This is a genomic window from Methylobacterium sp. Leaf91 (genome assembly GCF_001422815.1).
Taxonomy (GTDB): Bacteria; Pseudomonadota; Alphaproteobacteria; order Rhizobiales; family Beijerinckiaceae; genus Methylobacterium.
Genome location: NZ_LMMP01000012.1, coordinates 23,198 through 40,084, shown reverse-complemented (window position 1 = coordinate 40,084; position 16,887 = coordinate 23,198). Strand labels below are relative to the sequence as shown.

General features: G+C 66.6%; 15 protein-coding genes. 5 read left to right on the top strand and 10 right to left on the bottom strand.

Annotation, left to right across the window (positions count from 1 at the left end; translation table 11 throughout):
- Positions 1-9: 9 nt before the first annotated feature.
- Positions 10-1,293 carry an MSMEG_0569 family flavin-dependent oxidoreductase gene (locus ASF32_RS11070; protein WP_056427844.1) on the top strand — a complete coding sequence of 428 codons (1,284 nt, stop codon included), beginning with the start codon at positions 10-12 and terminating at the stop codon, positions 1,291-1,293.
- A gap of 87 nt (positions 1,294-1,380) precedes the next feature.
- On the opposite strand, the gene ASF32_RS11065 is transcribed toward ASF32_RS11070, so the two are convergent.
- The 4 genes from ASF32_RS11065 to ASF32_RS11050 all read right to left on the bottom strand — a co-directional run bounded on the left by ASF32_RS11065 (position 1,381) and on the right by ASF32_RS11050 (position 6,411).
- The gene (locus ASF32_RS11065) at positions 1,381-3,636 is read right to left on the bottom strand and encodes a xanthine dehydrogenase family protein molybdopterin-binding subunit (protein WP_056427841.1); all 2,256 of its coding nucleotides are present in this window, start codon (positions 3,634-3,636) and stop codon (positions 1,381-1,383) included.
- 14 nt (positions 3,637-3,650) lie between these two features.
- On the bottom strand, positions 3,651-4,664 hold the full coding sequence (locus ASF32_RS11060) for a xanthine dehydrogenase family protein subunit M (RefSeq protein ID WP_056427837.1): 1,014 nt from the start codon (positions 4,662-4,664) through the stop codon (positions 3,651-3,653).
- Entirely contained in the window at positions 4,661-5,179 is a 519-nt protein-coding gene (locus ASF32_RS11055; protein ID WP_056428587.1) for a (2Fe-2S)-binding protein, read from the bottom strand. The genes ASF32_RS11060 and ASF32_RS11055 overlap by 4 nt, the downstream gene beginning before the upstream one ends.
- Before the next feature lie 266 nt (positions 5,180-5,445).
- Positions 5,446-6,411, bottom strand: a complete 966-nt coding sequence (locus tag ASF32_RS11050) for a helix-turn-helix domain-containing protein (protein ID WP_056427834.1) — start codon at positions 6,409-6,411, stop codon at positions 5,446-5,448.
- Between the two features lie 118 nt (positions 6,412-6,529).
- Here ASF32_RS11050 and ASF32_RS11045 point away from each other — a divergent pair, with 118 nt between their 5' ends.
- Together ASF32_RS11045 and ASF32_RS11040 are read left to right on the top strand one after the other, a co-directional pair.
- Positions 6,530-7,207: an HD domain-containing protein gene (locus tag ASF32_RS11045; protein ID WP_056427831.1), complete on the top strand. Its 678-nt coding sequence runs from the start codon at positions 6,530-6,532 to the stop codon at positions 7,205-7,207.
- A gap of 337 nt (positions 7,208-7,544) precedes the next feature.
- Positions 7,545-8,936, top strand: a complete 1,392-nt coding sequence (locus tag ASF32_RS11040) for a M20/M25/M40 family metallo-hydrolase (RefSeq protein WP_056427828.1) — start codon at positions 7,545-7,547, stop codon at positions 8,934-8,936.
- Positions 8,937-9,007: 71 nt separating this feature from the next.
- Here the strand turns inward: ASF32_RS11040 and ASF32_RS11035 are convergent, their stop codons facing one another.
- From ASF32_RS11035 to ASF32_RS11010, 6 genes are all read right to left on the bottom strand, one after another.
- Complete coding sequence (locus ASF32_RS11035) at positions 9,008-9,640, bottom strand: AAA family ATPase (protein WP_056427825.1); 633 nt, start codon at positions 9,638-9,640, stop codon at positions 9,008-9,010.
- Between the two features lie 151 nt (positions 9,641-9,791).
- Positions 9,792-10,199, bottom strand: coding sequence for a DoxX family protein (locus ASF32_RS11030; protein WP_056427822.1), 408 nt, complete (start codon positions 10,197-10,199; stop codon positions 9,792-9,794).
- A gap of 156 nt (positions 10,200-10,355) precedes the next feature.
- On the bottom strand, positions 10,356-10,844 hold the full coding sequence (gene cynS, locus ASF32_RS11025) for a cyanase (protein WP_056427819.1): 489 nt from the start codon (positions 10,842-10,844) through the stop codon (positions 10,356-10,358).
- A 65-nt stretch (positions 10,845-10,909) separates the two neighbouring features.
- On the bottom strand, positions 10,910-11,872 hold the full coding sequence (locus tag ASF32_RS11020) for an ABC transporter ATP-binding protein (RefSeq protein ID WP_056427816.1): 963 nt from the start codon (positions 11,870-11,872) through the stop codon (positions 10,910-10,912).
- A gap of 10 nt (positions 11,873-11,882) precedes the next feature.
- Positions 11,883-12,722, bottom strand: a complete 840-nt coding sequence (gene ntrB, locus ASF32_RS11015; protein ID WP_056147646.1) for a nitrate ABC transporter permease — start codon at positions 12,720-12,722, stop codon at positions 11,883-11,885.
- Positions 12,723-12,725: 3 nt separating this feature from the next.
- Positions 12,726-14,087, bottom strand: a complete 1,362-nt coding sequence (locus ASF32_RS11010; RefSeq protein ID WP_056427813.1) for a CmpA/NrtA family ABC transporter substrate-binding protein — start codon at positions 14,085-14,087, stop codon at positions 12,726-12,728.
- Positions 14,088-14,247: 160 nt separating this feature from the next.
- On the opposite strand from ASF32_RS11010, the gene ASF32_RS11005 reads away from it, so the two are divergent.
- Both ASF32_RS11005 and ASF32_RS11000 read left to right on the top strand, forming a co-directional pair.
- Positions 14,248-16,170, top strand: coding sequence for a sigma 54-interacting transcriptional regulator (locus tag ASF32_RS11005; RefSeq protein ID WP_056427809.1), 1,923 nt, complete (start codon positions 14,248-14,250; stop codon positions 16,168-16,170).
- A 135-nt stretch (positions 16,171-16,305) separates the two neighbouring features.
- Positions 16,306-16,881 carry a PilZ domain-containing protein gene (locus ASF32_RS11000; RefSeq protein WP_056427806.1) on the top strand — a complete coding sequence of 192 codons (576 nt, stop codon included), beginning with the start codon at positions 16,306-16,308 and terminating at the stop codon, positions 16,879-16,881.
- Positions 16,882-16,887 lie beyond the last annotated feature (6 nt).

The window sequence follows — 16,887 nt, the reverse complement described above, 5'->3', positions numbered from 1 at the left end:
GGACGCCCCATGGACCAGATCCTGACGCCCCCCTCGCACCATTCCGTCATCGTCGTCGGCGGTGGCCAAGCCGGATTGTCGATGAGCTATCAGCTCCGGCAGCACGGCATCGACCACATCGTGTTCGAGAAGAACACCATCGCGCATGCCTGGAAGACGCAGCGCTGGGACAGTTTCTGCCTCGTCACGCCGAACTGGCAATGCCAGCTGCCGGGCTTCCCCTATCCGGGTGCCGAGCCGCATGGATTCATGCCGAAGGACGAGATCGTCCGGTACATCGAGGCCTATGCCCGGGCGATCGAAGCCCCCGTGGCAGAGGGGGTGACCGTCACGTCGATCCGCCGCCGCGCGGACGGCGGGTTCGCCGTGGCCACGAGCGGTGGCGATCACACGGCCGACCAGGTGGTGATGGCGATCAGCGGCTATCACGTGCCGTCGATCCCGGCCTTCTCCGCGCGGCTGCCCGCCGGATTGCGGCAGATCCACTCCTCGACCTATCGCAATCCGTGTCAGATGCCGGACGGTGCGGTGCTGGTGGTGGGCTCCGGCCAGTCCGGCTGCCAGATCGCAGAGGATCTTCATCTGACGGGCCGCAAGGTCCATCTCGTGGTCGGCAGTGCGCCGCGCTGCCCGCGCGTCTATCGTGGGCGCGACGCCGTCGATTGGCTCGCCGATATGGGCCAGTACGACCTCTCCGTGGAGAACCACCCGCTGAAGGAGGAGGTCCGGCGCAAGGCCAACCACTACCTCACCGGCCGCGACGGCGGCCGCGACATCGACCTGCGCCGCTTCGCCCTGGAAGGCATGAGCCTGCATGGCCGCCTCGACGCCATCGACGGGCCGGTGCTGCGCTTCGCCGACGATTTGAGCCGGAACCTCGACAACGCGGATGCGGTCTATACCGGCATCCAGGGCGCCATCGACAGGCACATCACCGCCAAGGGGATCGCCGCTCCCGAACAGGCGCACTACACCCCGCTCTGGGTGCCGGGACCTCACGCGCCGAGCCTCGATGCCGAGGCGGCCGGCATCGGCAGCGTGATCTGGGCGACGGGCTTCCGCGCCGATTACAGCTTCATCGACGCCCCCGCCTTCGACGGGCGCGGCCTGCCGATCCATACGCGCGGCGTGACCCCGGTGGATGGGCTCTACTTCATCGGCCTGCCCTGGCTCCACACCTGGGGCTCCGGCCGCTTCTCCGGCATCGCGCGGGATACGGAGTATTTGGCGGAGCGGGTGGTGGAGAGGGGGGCGAAACGCTCTGTCGGGGAGCCCCTTTCGATGGCGAGTTGAGGCAACAAAAACCGCCTCCGTCGAGTCACCCGGACCATTGCGTACGGTCCGGGTGACTCAGTATCTACTTACAGTTCGACTGTTGGATCACCCGATGATCTTATCGATGGTGATCGGCAGATCGCGGATACGCTTGCCGGTGGCGTGGTAGACCGCGTTGGCAATCGCGGCGGCGGTGCCGACGATGCCGATTTCGCCGAGGCCCTTCACGCCCATCGGGTTGGCTTTGTCTTCCTCCTCCACGAAAATCACGTCGATATCGTGGATGTCGGCATTCACCGGCACGTGATACTCGCCGAGATTGTGGTTCATGAACCGGCCGACCGCGTGGTCGAGCATCGATTCTTCCTCCAGGGCTGATCCGATCCCCATCACCACGCCACCGAGGATTTGGCTGCGCGCGGTCTTGGGGTTGATGATCTTGCCCGCCGCGATGGCGGACACGATCCGCGTGAGCCGGACCTGGCCGAGTTCCTCGTCGATCTTCACCTCGGCGAAGATGGCCGAATGCGTGTAGGAGGCGAACTCCTTCGCGTGCCCGGCATCGGGCCCCGCGCTCTCCGTGGCCTCGACCTTGTCGACGCCCGCAGCCGCCATGGCCTCCACCAGCGAGACGCTGCGCGACGGATCGCCCGCCACTTCGATCCGCCCGCCGGTGAAGACGACGCGTTCGAGATCGACATTGGCAAGGGGTGAATCGTCCATGGCGCGGGCCATGGCGAAGACATCCGCCGCGATCTTTCGGCAGGCCTTCATCACCGCCGTGCCGGACGAGGCCGCCGTCCACGAACCGCCTGCGACGGGGGCTTCCGCCAGATCCGTGTCGCCGAGCTTCGTCGTCACGTCCTCCATGGGCAGGCCGAGGGCATCGGCCGCGATCTGGGTGAGGATCGTGTAGGTGCCGGTGCCGATATCCCCGGTGGAATTGCCGACCACGAGCTTGCCATCGGCGGTGAGCGTCGCCTGTGCCGAGGATTTCTGCATCAGGGCTTCCCACACGCCCGTGGCCATGCCCCAGCCGACGAGTTCCTTGCCGTCGCGCATGGAGCGCGGCTCGGGATTGCGCTCCGACCAGCCAAACAGCTCTGCGCCCTGCTCGTAGCAGGCGCGCAGAGATTTCGAACCGAAGGGCTTGCCCTCGGTCGGGTCCCTATCGGTGTAGTTCTTCAGGCGCAGGGCGATCGGGTCCTGCTTCGTCGCGTAGGCGAGTTCGTCCATGGCGATTTCGAGGGCGAAGACCCCGGTCACCGCCCCAGGCGCGCGCATGTCGGACGGCGTGAACGTGTCGATCTGCGTCAGTCTGTAGTCGAGGGCGACATTTTCGCAGCCGCCGTAGAGGATCGCCGACCAGTTGACGACGACCTCCTGGTAATCCTCGAACCGCGAGGTGCCGGACAGGGCTTCGTGACGGAGCGAGAGCAGCTTGCCCTCTTCGTCGGAGCCCAGCGAGATCGTCTGGCGCACGTCGGGGCGATAGCTCATCGTGAACATCTGGTCGCGGGTCAGCACCACGCGCACCGAGCGCTCCAGTTCGCGCGCGGCCATCACCGCGAGGAAGAGCTGGTATTGCGGGCGCAGGCCGAGGCCGAAGCCACCCCCGAGATACGGGTTGAGCACCCGCACCTTGTCCTTGTCCATGCCGAACACGCCGGCGATGTAGCCCTGGCTGTTCGAGACGCCCTGGATCTTGTCGTAGACGGTGATCCGGCCATCGCCCTCCCACACCACCGTGGACGCGTGCGGCTCCATCGGGTTGTGATGCTCGACGGCGAGCGTGTAGTCGTTTCGCAGCTGCACCGGCGCGGACGCGAAGGCGCCCTCGGCATCACCCCAGGGCTCCGGCGGCGGCTTGATTCCCGCGCGCTTCATCGGCGGTACGTAGCCGAACTCGCGCTGGCGCTCGACATCGGTGAGGGGCTCCTCGACCTCGTAGGCGACCTTGATCAGCGACGCGGCATAGCGGGCAGTGTCGAAATCCTCTGCGACGACCAGCGCGACGGGCTGCCCGCTGTAGAGGATCTTGTCATCGTAGAGGGCGCGGAACGGCGAGCCGGGGGGCGCCACGGCGTCCTGATAATTGTAGTCGAGCCACGCCGTGCGTGGCCGGTTCTCGTGCGTGAAGACTTTGACCACACCGGGGACGGCTTCCGCCGCCGCTGTGTCGATGGCGGTGATGCGGCCCTTGGCGATGCCGCCGGAGACGACGTAGCCATGGGCGAGGTCGGCCGCGGTGAATTCGCCCGCGTATTTCGCGAGGCCAGTGACCTTGGCAGGGCCGTCGACGCGGCTGCGTGCGGTGCCGACGAAGCTGTCCGTGCCGGTGGAGGAAATGCTGTTTGCCATGTCTGGACGGGTCCTCAGGCGATGCGCTTGTCGGATTGCGACTGCGGCGTGCCGGCCGCGGCCTGGCTCAGGCCGCGGATGATGGCGCGCCGGGCGAGTTCGACTTTGAAGCCGTTCTCGGATTGCGGCTGAGCCTGACGGATGACGATGTCGGCGGCGGCCTCGAACGTCTCACGGGTGGCGGGCTTGCCCTTCAGGGAGCTTTCCGCCTCCGCATTGCGCCAGGGCTTGTGCGCGACGCCGCCGAGGGCGAAGCGCGCCTCGGTGATCGTGTCGCCATCGCGCTTCATCACGGCGGCCACCGAGACCAGGGCGAAGGCGTAGGAGAGCCTGTCGCGCAGCTTCAGGTAGGTGTGGTGGGCGCCGAAATCCTCGTCCGGCAGATCGACGGACAGCACGATCTCGTCGGCCGCGAGGGTGGTGTCCCGCTGCGGTTCGTCCCCCGGCAGACGGTGAAACTCGCCGAGGGGAATGATCCGCTCGCCAGCTGGCCCGGTGACCCGTACCGTCGCGTTGAGCGCCGACAGGGCCACGCACATGTCGGACGGGTGGGTGGCGATGCACGTGTCACTCGTACCGAAGATGGCGTGGATGCGGTTGACCCCGCCGATCGCCTGGCAGCCGGTGCCGGGATCGCGTTTGTTGCAGGGCATCGCGTCGTCATAGAAGTAATAGCAGCGGGTACGCTGGAGCAGGTTGCCGCCGGTGGTGGCGGCATTGCGCAACTGGCCCGAGGCACCGGCCAGAATCGCGCTCGACAGGAGCGGATAGCGGCTCTTGATCCGATCGTCATAGGCCACGGTCGCGTTGGTCACCAGGGCGCCGATGCCGAGACCGCCGTCGCGCTCCTCAATGGCCTCCAAGGGCAGGCGGGTGATGTCGACGAGGCGCTCCGGCCGCTCGACATTGTATTTCATCAGGTCGACGAGGTTGGTGCCGCCGGCGATGAAGCGCGCATTGGCGGCCGAGCCGATGGCCCTCACCGCCTCCTCGACCGTGGTCGGGCGGACGTAATCGAAGCGGTTCATCGGGCGGCTCCCGCGTGCATCACGTCTTCGATGGCGTCGACGATGTTGGTGTAGGCTCCGCAGCGGCAGATGTTGCCGCTCATGGCCTCGCGGATCTCCTCACGCGACGTGGCGTGACCTTCCGAGATCATGCCGGCGGCCGAGCAGAGCTGACCGGGGGTGCAGTATCCGCACTGGAAGGCGTCGCGCTCCACGAAGGCGGCCTGGAGCGGATGCATCGCGCCGTCCTGGCCGGCGTGTCTGGCCAGCCCCTCGACGGTGACGATCTCGGCGCCGTCCTTCATCACGGCGAGCGCGAGGCAGGAATTAATGCGCGTGCCGTTCACCAGCACGGTGCAGGCGCCGCACTGGCCGTGGTCGCAGCCCTTCTTGGTGCCGGTGAGGTCGAGCTCCTCGCGCAGCAGATCGAGGAGTGTGGTCCAAGGAGCCACCTGGAGCTCACGCACCTCGCCGTTGATGGTCAGGCTGATGCCGATGGCGGCTGGCGCCCCGGGTGATCCGCTGTCGATGAGCATGGGCATGTCCTGAGGGATCGGGACCGGTGAGATGCCGGCCGGGTTTCTCGAATGGCGATGCTGCCGCGGGGGGAAGATCTTCCGCGCCCCACGCCCGCCCACTCAATAACCGTTCCAAATTGAGCCTGTTCCCCGGTAGGGTGTTTCCGCTGGTGAGATGGATGTCGGGCGCCACCGGGCTGGTTCGAGGCGCCGCCGCCGGATGAGCACCGATTCGCCGGATCTGATAGTTCGAACGGGCGTGCAGGCTCAGATGCGCCGTCGGCTCAGCGATGCAGATGCCGTCGTCGATATTCCGCAGGCGTTGTCCCGACGCGCCGCATGAAGGCCCGCCGGAGGGTGTCGGCGTCGAGGAAACCGCAGGCGCTCGCGACCTGCTTGAGAACGATGTCGTCCGTTTCCAGAAGACGCCGGACAGCCTCGATCCGGACGTTCTCCACGTAGGCGGCGGGTGTCAGTCCCGTCTCGGTCCGGAACAGGCGCGCGAAATGGCGCGGACTCATCCCTGCACGCGCCGCGAGCTTCTCGACCGCGTGATCCTCCGCGGGATACGCAGCCACCCAGCGCTGCACCTCCTGCAAGGCCGATCGGCCGGCCGGTGCACTGAGCCCGCGTCGGCTGAACTGCATCTGCCCGCCGCCGCGTCGAAAAAACATCACGAGTTGGCTGGCGACCCGGCGCGCGATCTCCGCGCCAAGATCTTCTTCAACGAGCGCCAGCGCGAGGTCCAGTCCCGCGGTGACCCCGGCCGCCGTCCTCAGCGGACCGTCGAAGAGGCAGATCGCATCGGGCTCGACCGACGCCTCGGGGTAGCGCGCCGCCAGCACTTCCGCCACGGCCCAATGCGTCGTCACTCTCCGACGGTCCAGCAGGCCGGCCTGACCGAGGAGGAACGCCCCGCTGCAGACCGAACCGTAGCGCCGGCACTGCGTCGCGACTTTCGCGAGCCAGTCCAAGAGGCCGTTGTCGACGCCCGCCTCGTGCATGCGAGGCGCTCCCGCGACCAGCAAGGTGTCGAAGCGAGCCGGGTCAGTGCCGGGAGCGACGAGATCCGCCACGAGACGCCGTCCCGACGACGTCAGAATCGTATCTGCGGCCGTTCCGACGATGGCGAGATCGTAGACATCCTCGCCGCTCTGGACGTTCGCCTCGGCAAAGACGTCGAGCGGGCCGGCCACGTCGAGCAATTGGACCCCGGGAAGGGCGAGGATGGCGACGAGTCGGGGCACCATTGGGGCTCCGTGGCTGAGGATGCATGAATGATGGCAGGAAATGCCGCTACACGATGATTGATGCCATCAAGGATGTCTCGTAGCTCGTTGGGAGGCTCAGCACAAAGGAAACCCGCTCATGAGCATTCCCACCTTGGCCACCATTCCGGACAGCAAATTGGCCCGTGCCGTCACTGAGTTCGTCCGGGACACGGAAACCGAACTCCTCTTCAATCATTCGAGCCGGGTCTACCAATTCGGCGCCTTGGCAGGCATCCGCCGCGATCTGAGCTTCGACCGCGAACTTCTCTACGCGGGAGCGATGTTCCACGACGTTGGCCTGATGCCGGACCACAGCAGCGCGGAGGAGCGCTTCGAGGTCGACGGCGCCAATGCGGCGCGCGACTTCCTGGCAGCGCACGGAGTACCGGAGGCGGATGTCTATACGGTCTGGACCGCCATCGCGCTGCATACGACGCCGGGCATTCCGGTCCACATGCATCCGGTGGTGGCACTCGTCACGGCCGGCGTCGAGATGGATGTGCTCGGTCTGACCTACGAAGAGTATTCGGACGCCGAGCGTGAGGCGGTTGTGTCGGCTTTCCCTCGGACGCCCGACTTCAAAGAGGATATCATCCAAGCCTTCTACGACGGCATCCGACACAAGCCGGGTACGACGTTCGGCAATGTTAAGGCGGACGTCATCGCCGACAAGGAGCCCGGCTTCCACAAGGGCAACTTCTGCGAATTGATCCGTCGCTCGCGCTGGCCCACCGGCGCCCATGCCCCGGGATGCGGCTGCGCTGATCGTGGCTGAAGCGTGGACCCTCGCGGCGAGCGGGTACGTTCTCTTCCCGTGTCGCACCTGAAGGTCCGATAGTCGCGTCGTTCGGTGAGGGATCGGGTGGGGCGCCGCAAACCGCATCCCGACGAGCGGGGTCCCGGCATATCATTCGTCAGATGCCGATCATGCGAGCCCAAACGCTCCTCGATGACCGGAACACGGTTCCGGAATCGTGGGCCCCCTGAACCTTCCTGCATGTCGAAAGTCGTCCAGCCCGGTTTGCAGCCCTGAGCGGCAATGTCGGTGGTTTGCGCCCACCCATCCCCTCGGCTAACCCTGTCGCCATCCCCGCTTGCCACAAGGACGCGCGATGGCCGCCCTCGACCCGGTTCTCAACGATATCGACCGCGACCTCGACAATGCCTTGGAGCGGCTGTTTGCCTTCCTGCGGATCCCTTCGATCTCCACCGATCCAGCCTATGCCGGGCATTGCCGCGATGCGGCGCAGTGGCTCGAGGGCAATCTGACGGCGCTCGGGTTCGAGACGGCCATCCACGAGACATCACTGCATCCGGTGGTGCTGGCGCATGCGCCGAAACCGGGCAAGCCGCACGTGCTGTTCTACGGCCATTACGACGTGCAGCCGGTGGACCCGCTGAACCTCTGGGCGACGCCGCCCTTCGAGCCGCGCATCTCGGTGAACGCCAACGGCGAGAAACAGATCGTGGCGCGCGGCGCCTCGGACGACAAGGGTCAGGTCATGACCTTCGTCGAAGCCTGCCGCGCCTTCATCGCCATGGAGGGCGAGCTACCCTGTGGCGTCACTCTGCTGATCGAGGGCGCCGAGGAGAACGGCTCTCAAGGATTGCCGGAATGGGTCGCGGCCAACCGGGAGAGGCTCGCGGCGGATATTGTCCTCGTCTGTGACACGAGCATGTGGAACCCGACCACGCCGGCCATCACCACGTCGCTGCGGGGCCTCGCCTATTTCGAGGTGAAGGTCACCTGCGCCGACCGTGACCTGCATTCGGGCTTCTTCGGCGGCGCGGCGCGCAACCCGATCCACGTCCTGTCGAAGATCATCGCCGACCTGCACGACGCGGATGGAAGGGTGGCCCTGCCGGGCTTCTACGACGGCGTGCGCGAGACGCCCGCGGACATCCTGGAGCAATGGCGCGGGCTCGACTTTACAGCTGGCAAGTTCCTCGGCCCCATCGGCCTGTCGGAGCCGGCGGGTGAGCGCGGCCGCATGCTGATCGAGCTGATCCAGTCGCGCCCGGCCTGCGACGTCAACGGCATCATCGGCGGCTATACCGGCGAGGGCACCAAGACGGTCATCGCGGGAGAGGCCAGCGCCAAGGTCTCGTTCCGCCTCGTGGACGACCAGGACCCGGAACAGCTCGCCCGGACCTTCGAGGCCTTCGTGCGCGAAAGAATCCCGTCGGACTGCTCGGTGGAGGTGATCTGCTACAAGGGCAGCCGCGCCATCAGCCTGCCCTTCGACATGCCCGAACTGGACATCGCGAGGGGGGCACTCGCCGAGGAATGGGGCGTTCCCGCTGTCACCATCGGAGCGGGCGGCTCGATCCCCATCGTCGGCGACTTCAAGCGGCTGCTCGATCGCAACACGCTCCTCATCGGCTTCGGCCTGGATGACGACCGCATCCATTCGCCCAACGAGAAGTACGATCTCAGGAGCTTCCACAAAGGCACGCGCTCCTGGGCGCGCATCCTGGCGGCATTCGGGGCGAAGGAAGCGTAGGCGAGAGACTGCCCCATCTACTTCGCGAAGCGGGGCGAGACAGCGCCCCGCTCTCCGCGCGACGCGAGGCGTCAGCCTCGCATCTTGGCGTCGATCCAGCCCCAGAGTGCGCGGATCTCCCCGGCGGCCTGTCCCTGGGGCGCGTATTCGGTGACGCCAAGCCCCGCCGCCACGGCGTCCTGGTGGTCGACGCGCTGGACGATCCCCGGTTCTGCCAGGACGCCGAGGCCGCGCAGCTGCGCCGCATAGGCGTCGGTGCGCGCCGAGGGCGGAGGCGGGCATTGATTTAGTACGAGCGCCAGACGGCTCCGCATGCCGAGGCCGACGAGGGCCTGCAAGGTCGGCCGGGCGGCCACGAGGTCGAGCCGCGACGGGCGGACCGGCACCAGGACGAGGTCGGCGGCGCGGAGCGCGGGGGTGGCGCCGGTTGCGGCGCCGGCGGTATCGATCAAGACCAGCGTCGTCCCGTTCTCTGACGTCTGGTCGAGGATGTCGGGCAATTGCCCGATCTCCCAGGCCTGTATGCGGTCGACCGTGATGCCGTTCTGGCGGCGCAGGGCGCCCCATGCCATCAGCGAGCCCTGCGGATCGAGGTCGTAGGCAACGACGCGCTCGCCGGATTCCGCGGCCGCGACGGCGAGCGACGCCGCCAGGGTCGTCTTGCCGGTCCCGCCCTTCTGAACGGCCACGGCCATGACGCGCATCCGCCGGTCTTCGGCGGAGGAGACGGTCGTCACGCCGGGAAGCCGGACGACCTGGGGTGACGATGGGCAAGCATCCGCATTCTCTCCCTCGTTCCGGAGCGACCCGCTCCCACCCGAAGCGGGAAGCGCGGCCGACCGCTTTCTCCGGGTCTCAGAACCGTCCGCGGCGCTGCGCGTCGAGGCTCCACGGACCGGCGCCCGCGGCGGCGAGGTAGAGGAAGAGGAAGCAGAACAGAATGGACGCGTCGCCGCCATTGAGGGCCGGGAACGGGCTCTTTGGCGCATGGGCGATGAAATAGGCGAAGGCCATCTGGCCGGAGAGGATGAACGCCACCGGCCGCGTGAACAGGCCGAGGATGATCATCGCACCGCCGACGATTTCGAGGATCGCCGCGAACCAGAAGAGCGTGAACAGGGCCGGTGCGCTGCCGCCGCCCATGCGCACGGGGAACCCGAACAGCTTCTGCGTGCCGTGTTCCAGGAACAGCACCCCGGCGACGATGCGCAGGATGCTGAGGAGCCGGGGGGCCCAGGTGGCCGAGATCGCGTTGAGGTTCATGCGGGCGACAGTCTCCGACGGGGCGGCCGCTTTTACGGCCAAGCCTGCGCAATCAGCACGAAACCGGGGCCTGCGTCGACTCGTCCTGCGCGAAAAAAGGCAACCCGGCCCGATGAGCCGCGATGCCTTTACCAGTTCGCGTCGATGCTGCGCCGGCTACGGCTCCTTGAAGCCGTAATCAGGCACGCCTTCCTCGTTGCCGTAATACTTGTAGGGCAGGAACTTGCCCGAGAGGTTCATCTTCACCCGGTCGCCTTTGTTGTTGGGCTCGCGCTCCATCGTCATGTTGAAGTCGATGGCCGACATGATGCCGTCGCCGAACTCCTCCTGGATCAGCTCCTTCCAGGTGGTGCCGTAGACCATCACCAACTCATAGAACCGGTAGATCAGCGGGTCGGTGGGCGGCATCTGCGCGATGGACCCGCGATAGGGCGCCTCGTTGAGCATCCGCTCCTCCGATTCCGTGAGGCCGAACAGCTCCGCCGCCTTCTTCGCCTGGGCTTTCGGCAGCTTCATCTGCCCCATGCAGGCGGCGGTGATGAGGATCGGCGAGATTCCACCGATCTCGTCCTGGATATGCTTCCAGGTCCAGCCCTTCTCGCGCTTGATGTCGAGGAGCTTTTCGGTGAGGTCTTCGCGCTTCATATGAGTTCTCCGATGGATCGAGACACGGGGGTGAGGGGCGGCGCGTGAGTCTGCGAGGCGCGGATCTACGACGCGGCAGGGACAGCAATCGGCTTCGGCTCGGCCGCACCAGGCCGCACCACGGGCGGGTGGCGCTGGTCGTAGCCGGCGGGCATGGCGTCCCGCAGGCTCTTCGAGCGGCTGACGAGGAAGTCCATCAGGTGGTTGCGCAGGGCGTAGTAGCCCGGCGCGTGATGGAGGTTCGCGCGCTCGCGGCGCTTGGGCAGCGGGTTCTCGACGATCTCCGCCACCTTGGCCTCGGGACCGTTGGTCATCAGCACGATGCGGTCGGCGAGGTAGATCGACTCGTCGACATCGTGGGTGATCATGAAGACGGTCTGGCCGGTCTCGATGCAGATGCGGCGCACCTCGTCCTGCAGCGTGCCCCGCGTGAGCGCGTCCAGCGCCGAGAACGGCTCATCCATGAGCAGGATCTTGGGCTCGATGGCGAGTGCCCTGGCGATGCCGACACGCTGCTTCATGCCGCCGGAGAGTTCCGAGGGGCGCTTATGCTCGGAGCCGGCGAGGCCCACCGTAGCGATGGCCTTGCGGGCACGCTCTTCCACCTCGGCGCGGGACGCCTTGCGCCAGCGCGAGGAGACCGCGTAGGCGACGTTCCCGAGCACCGTTCGCCAGGGCAGCAGGGCGTGGCCCTGGAAGATCACGGCCCGGTCGAGGCTGGTTCCCTCGATCGCCTGCCCGTCGACGATGACGACGCCCTCGCTCGGCGCCTCCAGCCCGGCCAGGATGTTGAGCACCGTGGTTTTGCCGCAGCCGGAATGGCCGATCATGCAGACGAACTCGCCCCGCCGCATGGGCAGCCACAGGTTCTCGAACACGGTGTTCTGCTTGCCGCCGGGCGCGGGATAGCGCCGGGCGATCCCCTCGATGGAGATGAATTTTTCGGAGGACGACATGCGGCTGGTCCCGGCGGCGGGGTCGGGAGCGGCACTTGCGAAGCGCCGCGCGAAGGGAATGAGCTTGCTCATGGGCGCGACCTCACTCGGGGAAGGTGACGAGACGCTGAGCGCGCGCCAGCAACTGGTCGAGGATCATGCCCACGAGGCCGATGACCAGGATCGAGACGATCACATTGGTGATCGAGAGGTTGTTCCACTCGTTCCAGACGAAGTAGCCGATGCCGGTTCCACCCACGAGCATCTCGGCCGCCACGATGACGAGCCAGGCGATGCCGATGGAGATGCGCATGCCGGTGAGGATGGTGGGCGCGGCCGCCGGCAGGATCACCGTGAAGGCGCGCCGGATCGGCCCGACCTCCAGGGTCCGGGCGACGTTCAGCCATTCCTTGCGCGTCCCGGCGACGCCGAAGGCGGTGTTGATCAGCATCGGCCAGAGCGAGCAGATGAAGATCACGAAGATCGCCGACAGGCTCGAATCCTTGATCGTGTAGAGGGCGAGGGGCATCCAGGCGAGGGGCGAGACCGGCTTCAGCAGCTGGATGAAGGGGTCGAGCGCCCGTCCCATCAGCGGCGACATGCCGATGAGGAAGCCGATCGGGATGGCCACCAGCACCGCGAGTCCGTAGCCCAGCGCCACCCGGCCGATGGAATAGGCGAGCTGGATGCCGAGCCCCTTGTCGTTCGGGCCACGGTCGTAGAACGGGTCTCTGAGGTGCTTCCAGGCGGTGGCGGCGACGTCGAGCGGACCCGGCATCGCGGATTTGCCGGTGGTGGCGCTCGCACCCATAAGGGCTGCATATTCCGGGTCCATGGCCTCGGTCTTGGCGACCCCGCCCACCGCGATCTGCCAGAGCAGCAGGAAGGCGGCGAGGACGGCCAGGGAAACGATGCCGGCGCGGAGCGAGAGGGAGGCCTTCATGGCTCAGCCCGCCCGCTTGATCGCGAAGGAGTTCAGATACTCCTCGGGCTTGGCCGGATCGAAGGCCTTGCCCATCACCGAGAAGGATTTCGACGTGGCGGTCGGCGGGGTGAGGCCGGCCTCCTTCATCAATCTCGCGGCGTCGGTGGCGAGATAGACCTTCTCGGCCACTGCTTTGTAATCGACATCGCCCTTGATCTGACCCCAGCGCTTCATCTGTGTCATGATCCAGACCGCGAAGGACGACCACGGGAAGGCGTCGAAATCGACGCGGTCCGGCACCTTGCGAACATTGCCGAGGCCGTCGGCGAAGGTTCCGGTGAGCACCTGCTCCACCACCGTCACCGGCTGGTTGAGGTAGTTGGCCGGCGCGATCTGCGCGGCGATCTCCTTGCGGTTCTCGATCTTCGAGGCATAGGCCGTCGCCTCGATCACCGCGCGGAGCAGGGCGGCGTAGGTGTTCGGGGTCTGGGTGACGAAATCCTGCGAGGCCGCGAAGGCGCAGCACGGGTGCCGGTCCCAGATCTCCTTCGACAGGATGTGGATGAAGCCGACGCCGTCATAGACTGCGCGCTGGTTGACCGGGTCGGGGGCGAGGAACCCGTCGATGTTGTCGGCCCGCAGGTTGGCGACCATGTCCGGCGGCGGGACGGCGCGGATCTGCACATCGGTATCGGGGTCGATCCCGGCTTCCGCGAGGTAGTAGCGCAGCAGGTAATTGTGCATCGAATAGTCGAAGGGCACCGCGAGCTTGAAGCCCTTCCAGCTCTTCGGGTCGCGCCTGTCCTTGTGCTTCATCGCCAGGGTGATCGCCTGGCCGTTGACGTTCTCCACCGCCGGCATCGTGTAGGGGACGGGGTTCGATCCGACGCCGAGGGAGATGGCGATGGGCATCGGCGCCAGCATGTGGGCGGCGTCGTATTCCTTGTTTAGGGTCTTGTCGCGGATCACCGCCCAGCCGGCGGTCTTCACCACCTCCACGTTCAGCCCCTGCTTCTCGTAGAAACCCATGGGTTTCGCCATGATGATCGGCGTGGCGCAGGTGATCGGGATGAAACCGACCTTGAGGTCGGTCTTCTCGGGCTTCGCCCCTTGCGCGAAGGCCTCGGCCACGAATTTCGTGGGCAAGAACTGGCTCACGGCGGCCAGCGCCGTCGCCGAGCCGACGCTCCTTAGGAAGGCGCGCCGCTGGGCATCCTCGGGGAACAGGGCCCGCATCACCGCGCCTTCGATGGCCCGGGTGATCGCGGCGTCGCCGGACGGAGCTTCGGCATCGTGCGCGGCTTGATCGCGATGGTTTCCGCAGGAGCAGCCCCCGCGCTTCAAGGTCAGCCGGGCGTTGAACGGATCGTCGAAGAGCGCCATGACGCGGACCTTTCTGCGGAGACTGTCTCTTCATGGCAAACGCTGTGCCATCCATGGTTCCATTAAAAATCACAACCGGAACAATGGTTTGAGAGATAGACGAGTATTACGAAATATCGTCGATTACGGTTTTTCGTGACGCATGCTACGAGATATCGTGATGGAAAACTCAGTCGCGCCGCCTGCTTCGGCCTATGGCCCCGCCTTCGACAGGGCGGCGGAGGCGATGCTGGTGCTCGATCCGGTGGCCGACGAGATCCGGGACGCCAACCCAGCCGCCGCGCGGCTGCTCGGCTACGATCTCGATGTCCTGCGGGGCATGCGCGTCACCGGCCTTCATCCCGACCAGGTGCCGACGCTGATCGTCTTCACCCAGGCCGTGCAGGCGCGGGGGCGCGACTGGACTCACGCCCTCTCGCCGAGGCACGCGGAGGGGCACGGCCTCCATGTGGAATATAGCGGGACGATCCTGCCGGGCGAGCCGGCGCTCCTCCTCGTCAGCCTTTTCGACCTCGACGAGCGACGCCGCCGCCTCGTGGATACGGAGGCCGATGCGCATATGCGCGCCGGCCTGACCGAGTGGCAGCGGATGGAGCGGATCTTTCGCGATATCGAGCGCGAGAACCAGCTGATCCTGCGCGCGGCCGGCGAGGGCATCTACGGGGTCAATGCCGAAGGCATCACCACCTTCATCAACCCGGCGGCGGAGCGCATGCTGGGCTGGGACGCGGCCGACCTCGTCGGGCGCGACATGCATGCCACCGTCCATCACAGCCACCCGGATGGCTGCCATTACCCGCATGAGGATTGCCCGATCTATGCCGCCTTCCGCGATGGGGCCGTGCATCAGGTGGATACCGAGGTGTTCTGGCGCCGGGACGGCACCCCGATCTTCGTGGAATACACGTCGACGCCGATCCGCGACCGGGGCCGGCTCCTCGGCGCGGTCATCGTGTTCCGCGACATCAGCCAGCGGCGGGAGGCCGACGAGCGCCTGCGCCAGGCCCTGGCGGAGGTTGATTCCCTGCGCCAGCGCCTGGAACTCGAGAACGCCTATCTGCGCGAGGAAATCCGCGAGGGCGGGCACCACCAGGGCATCATCGGCCGTTCGCCGGCCATCGAGGCGACCCTCCGGCAGATCGACCTCGTGGCCGGCACCGACGCCACCGTCCTCGTCACCGGCGAATCCGGCACCGGCAAGGAGCTCATCGCCCGCGCCATCCACGAGGCGAGCCGCCGCCGGGACCGGCCGCTGATCCGGGTGAATTGCGCGGCGATCCCGCGTGAACTGTTCGAAAGCGAGTTCTTCGGCCACGCAAGGGGTGCCTTCACCGGGGCTCTGCGCGACCGGGTCGGGCGCTTCGAACTCGCCGATGGCGGCACCCTGTTCCTCGACGAGGTCGGCGAAATTCCCATCGACCTGCAGGGCAAGCTCCTGCGCGTGCTGCAGGAGCGCCAATTCGAGCGGATCGGCGAGGAACGGACCCGCCTCGTCGACGTCCGTCTCGTGGCCGCCACCAACCGCGACCTCAAGGCCGAGGTGAAGCGGGGGCGCTTTCGCGAGGATCTCTATTTCCGCCTCAACGTGTTTCCCATCGCGGCCGTGCCCCTGCGCGAGCGGCCGGAGGATATTCCCCTCATCGCCCAGCACTTCCTGAAGGGCGTGGCCCGGCGGCTCGCCATGCCCGACCTGCGTCTCACGGAAGGCGATGTCCGCCGCCTCGCGCGCTACGACTGGCCCGGAAATGTCCGCGAGCTGGAGAACATCGTCGAGCGGGCAGCGATCCTGGCCGTGCGCGGGCGGTTGCGGTTCGACCTGCCCGAGGCCGAGAGCCCTGGTCCCCTCGAGGGCAGGCGCCCGCAGGGCGAGGTCTCACCTGGCCTCACCCCCGCCACCGAGGCCGAGCGAAGGGCGCGCGACCGGGCCGATATCTCCGCCGCCCTGGTCTTGAGCAAGGGCCGCGTCTTTGGGGCCGGAGGGGCGGCCGAACTGCTCGGCGTCAAGCCGACGACGCTCGCCTCCCGCATCAAAGTGCATGGCCTGACGGGTGTAGGCCGCTCTAACGACAAAGCTCGGTTCTAGTCGATCAACTCGTCCTGCGTGTATCTCGGATGGTTCGAGTTGTTGATGTAGGATATTGAATCGAATTTTCTCGATTGTGAAAGCTTCGCTTGAAGAGTCGCCAGCATAAAAGTGCTCAACACAAAAAGGGATGTGATGAGCGAGAGGCGGTCGGAGGCGCGATACAAGGTCATCCTGCCAGCTCTTTGCTGGGGGCGGCATCGGCAGAATTTTTATGCGGTCACCGACGATCTCTCCTCGGACGGCATTCGTTTCAAGTCATCGGTCGTGCCCGCCGTCGATGAGCGACTGACCTGCAGTATCCGCCATGCCGGATCCCTCGAAGCCATCGTCGTTCGAGCGGAGGCCGCTTCCTTCGCCATCCGCGTTCTCAGCGCCGACCATCCCCTCGGGCTCGTGGTGCAGAGCCTCCTCAGCGTCGCCAAATCGCAGAATCCACAGCCTCTGGTGACACGCATCCATCCGCGTATCGTGCCGGAGATCCAGGACGTGCTGGTCACGACCGAGGCCGGATCGATGCTTCCCGGCCGTGTCATCAACATCTCGGCATCGGGTGTGGCCGTTTCCATGGAGGAGCCCCTCGACGTCGGCACGCTGATCGTCATCGGAAACACCAGAGCCAAGGTCGCCCGTCGGTTCGACAACGGCATCGGCGCGTCCTTTCTCTCGCCGCTCCACGAAGACGCGGTCGGCCCGCATGTCGTGCTCTGATCGCGG

Excerpts from the sequence above, each read along its gene's own strand:
- ASF32_RS11070 (WP_056427844.1), top strand. The coding sequence starts at position 10 with ATGGACCAGATCCTGACGCCCCCCTCGCACCATTCCGTCATCGTCGTC.
- ASF32_RS11065 (WP_056427841.1), bottom strand. The coding sequence starts at position 3,636 with ATGGCAAACAGCATTTCCTCCACCGGCACGGACAGCTTCGTCGGCACC.
- ASF32_RS11060 (WP_056427837.1), bottom strand. The coding sequence starts at position 4,664 with ATGAACCGCTTCGATTACGTCCGCCCGACCACGGTCGAGGAGGCGGTG.
- ASF32_RS11055 (WP_056428587.1), bottom strand. The coding sequence starts at position 5,179 with ATGCTCATCGACAGCGGATCACCCGGGGCGCCAGCCGCCATCGGCATC.
- ASF32_RS11050 (WP_056427834.1), bottom strand. The coding sequence starts at position 6,411 with ATGGTGCCCCGACTCGTCGCCATCCTCGCCCTTCCCGGGGTCCAATTG.
- ASF32_RS11045 (WP_056427831.1), top strand. The coding sequence starts at position 6,530 with ATGAGCATTCCCACCTTGGCCACCATTCCGGACAGCAAATTGGCCCGT.
- ASF32_RS11040 (WP_056427828.1), top strand. The coding sequence starts at position 7,545 with ATGGCCGCCCTCGACCCGGTTCTCAACGATATCGACCGCGACCTCGAC.
- ASF32_RS11035 (WP_056427825.1), bottom strand. The coding sequence starts at position 9,640 with ATGCGCGTCATGGCCGTGGCCGTTCAGAAGGGCGGGACCGGCAAGACG.
- ASF32_RS11030 (WP_056427822.1), bottom strand. The coding sequence starts at position 10,199 with ATGAACCTCAACGCGATCTCGGCCACCTGGGCCCCCCGGCTCCTCAGC.
- cynS (WP_056427819.1), bottom strand. The coding sequence starts at position 10,844 with ATGAAGCGCGAAGACCTCACCGAAAAGCTCCTCGACATCAAGCGCGAG.
- ASF32_RS11020 (WP_056427816.1), bottom strand. The coding sequence starts at position 11,872 with ATGAGCAAGCTCATTCCCTTCGCGCGGCGCTTCGCAAGTGCCGCTCCC.
- ntrB (WP_056147646.1), bottom strand. The coding sequence starts at position 12,722 with ATGAAGGCCTCCCTCTCGCTCCGCGCCGGCATCGTTTCCCTGGCCGTC.
- ASF32_RS11010 (WP_056427813.1), bottom strand. The coding sequence starts at position 14,087 with ATGGCGCTCTTCGACGATCCGTTCAACGCCCGGCTGACCTTGAAGCGC.
- ASF32_RS11005 (WP_056427809.1), top strand. The coding sequence starts at position 14,248 with ATGGAAAACTCAGTCGCGCCGCCTGCTTCGGCCTATGGCCCCGCCTTC.
- ASF32_RS11000 (WP_056427806.1), top strand. The coding sequence starts at position 16,306 with ATGAGCGAGAGGCGGTCGGAGGCGCGATACAAGGTCATCCTGCCAGCT.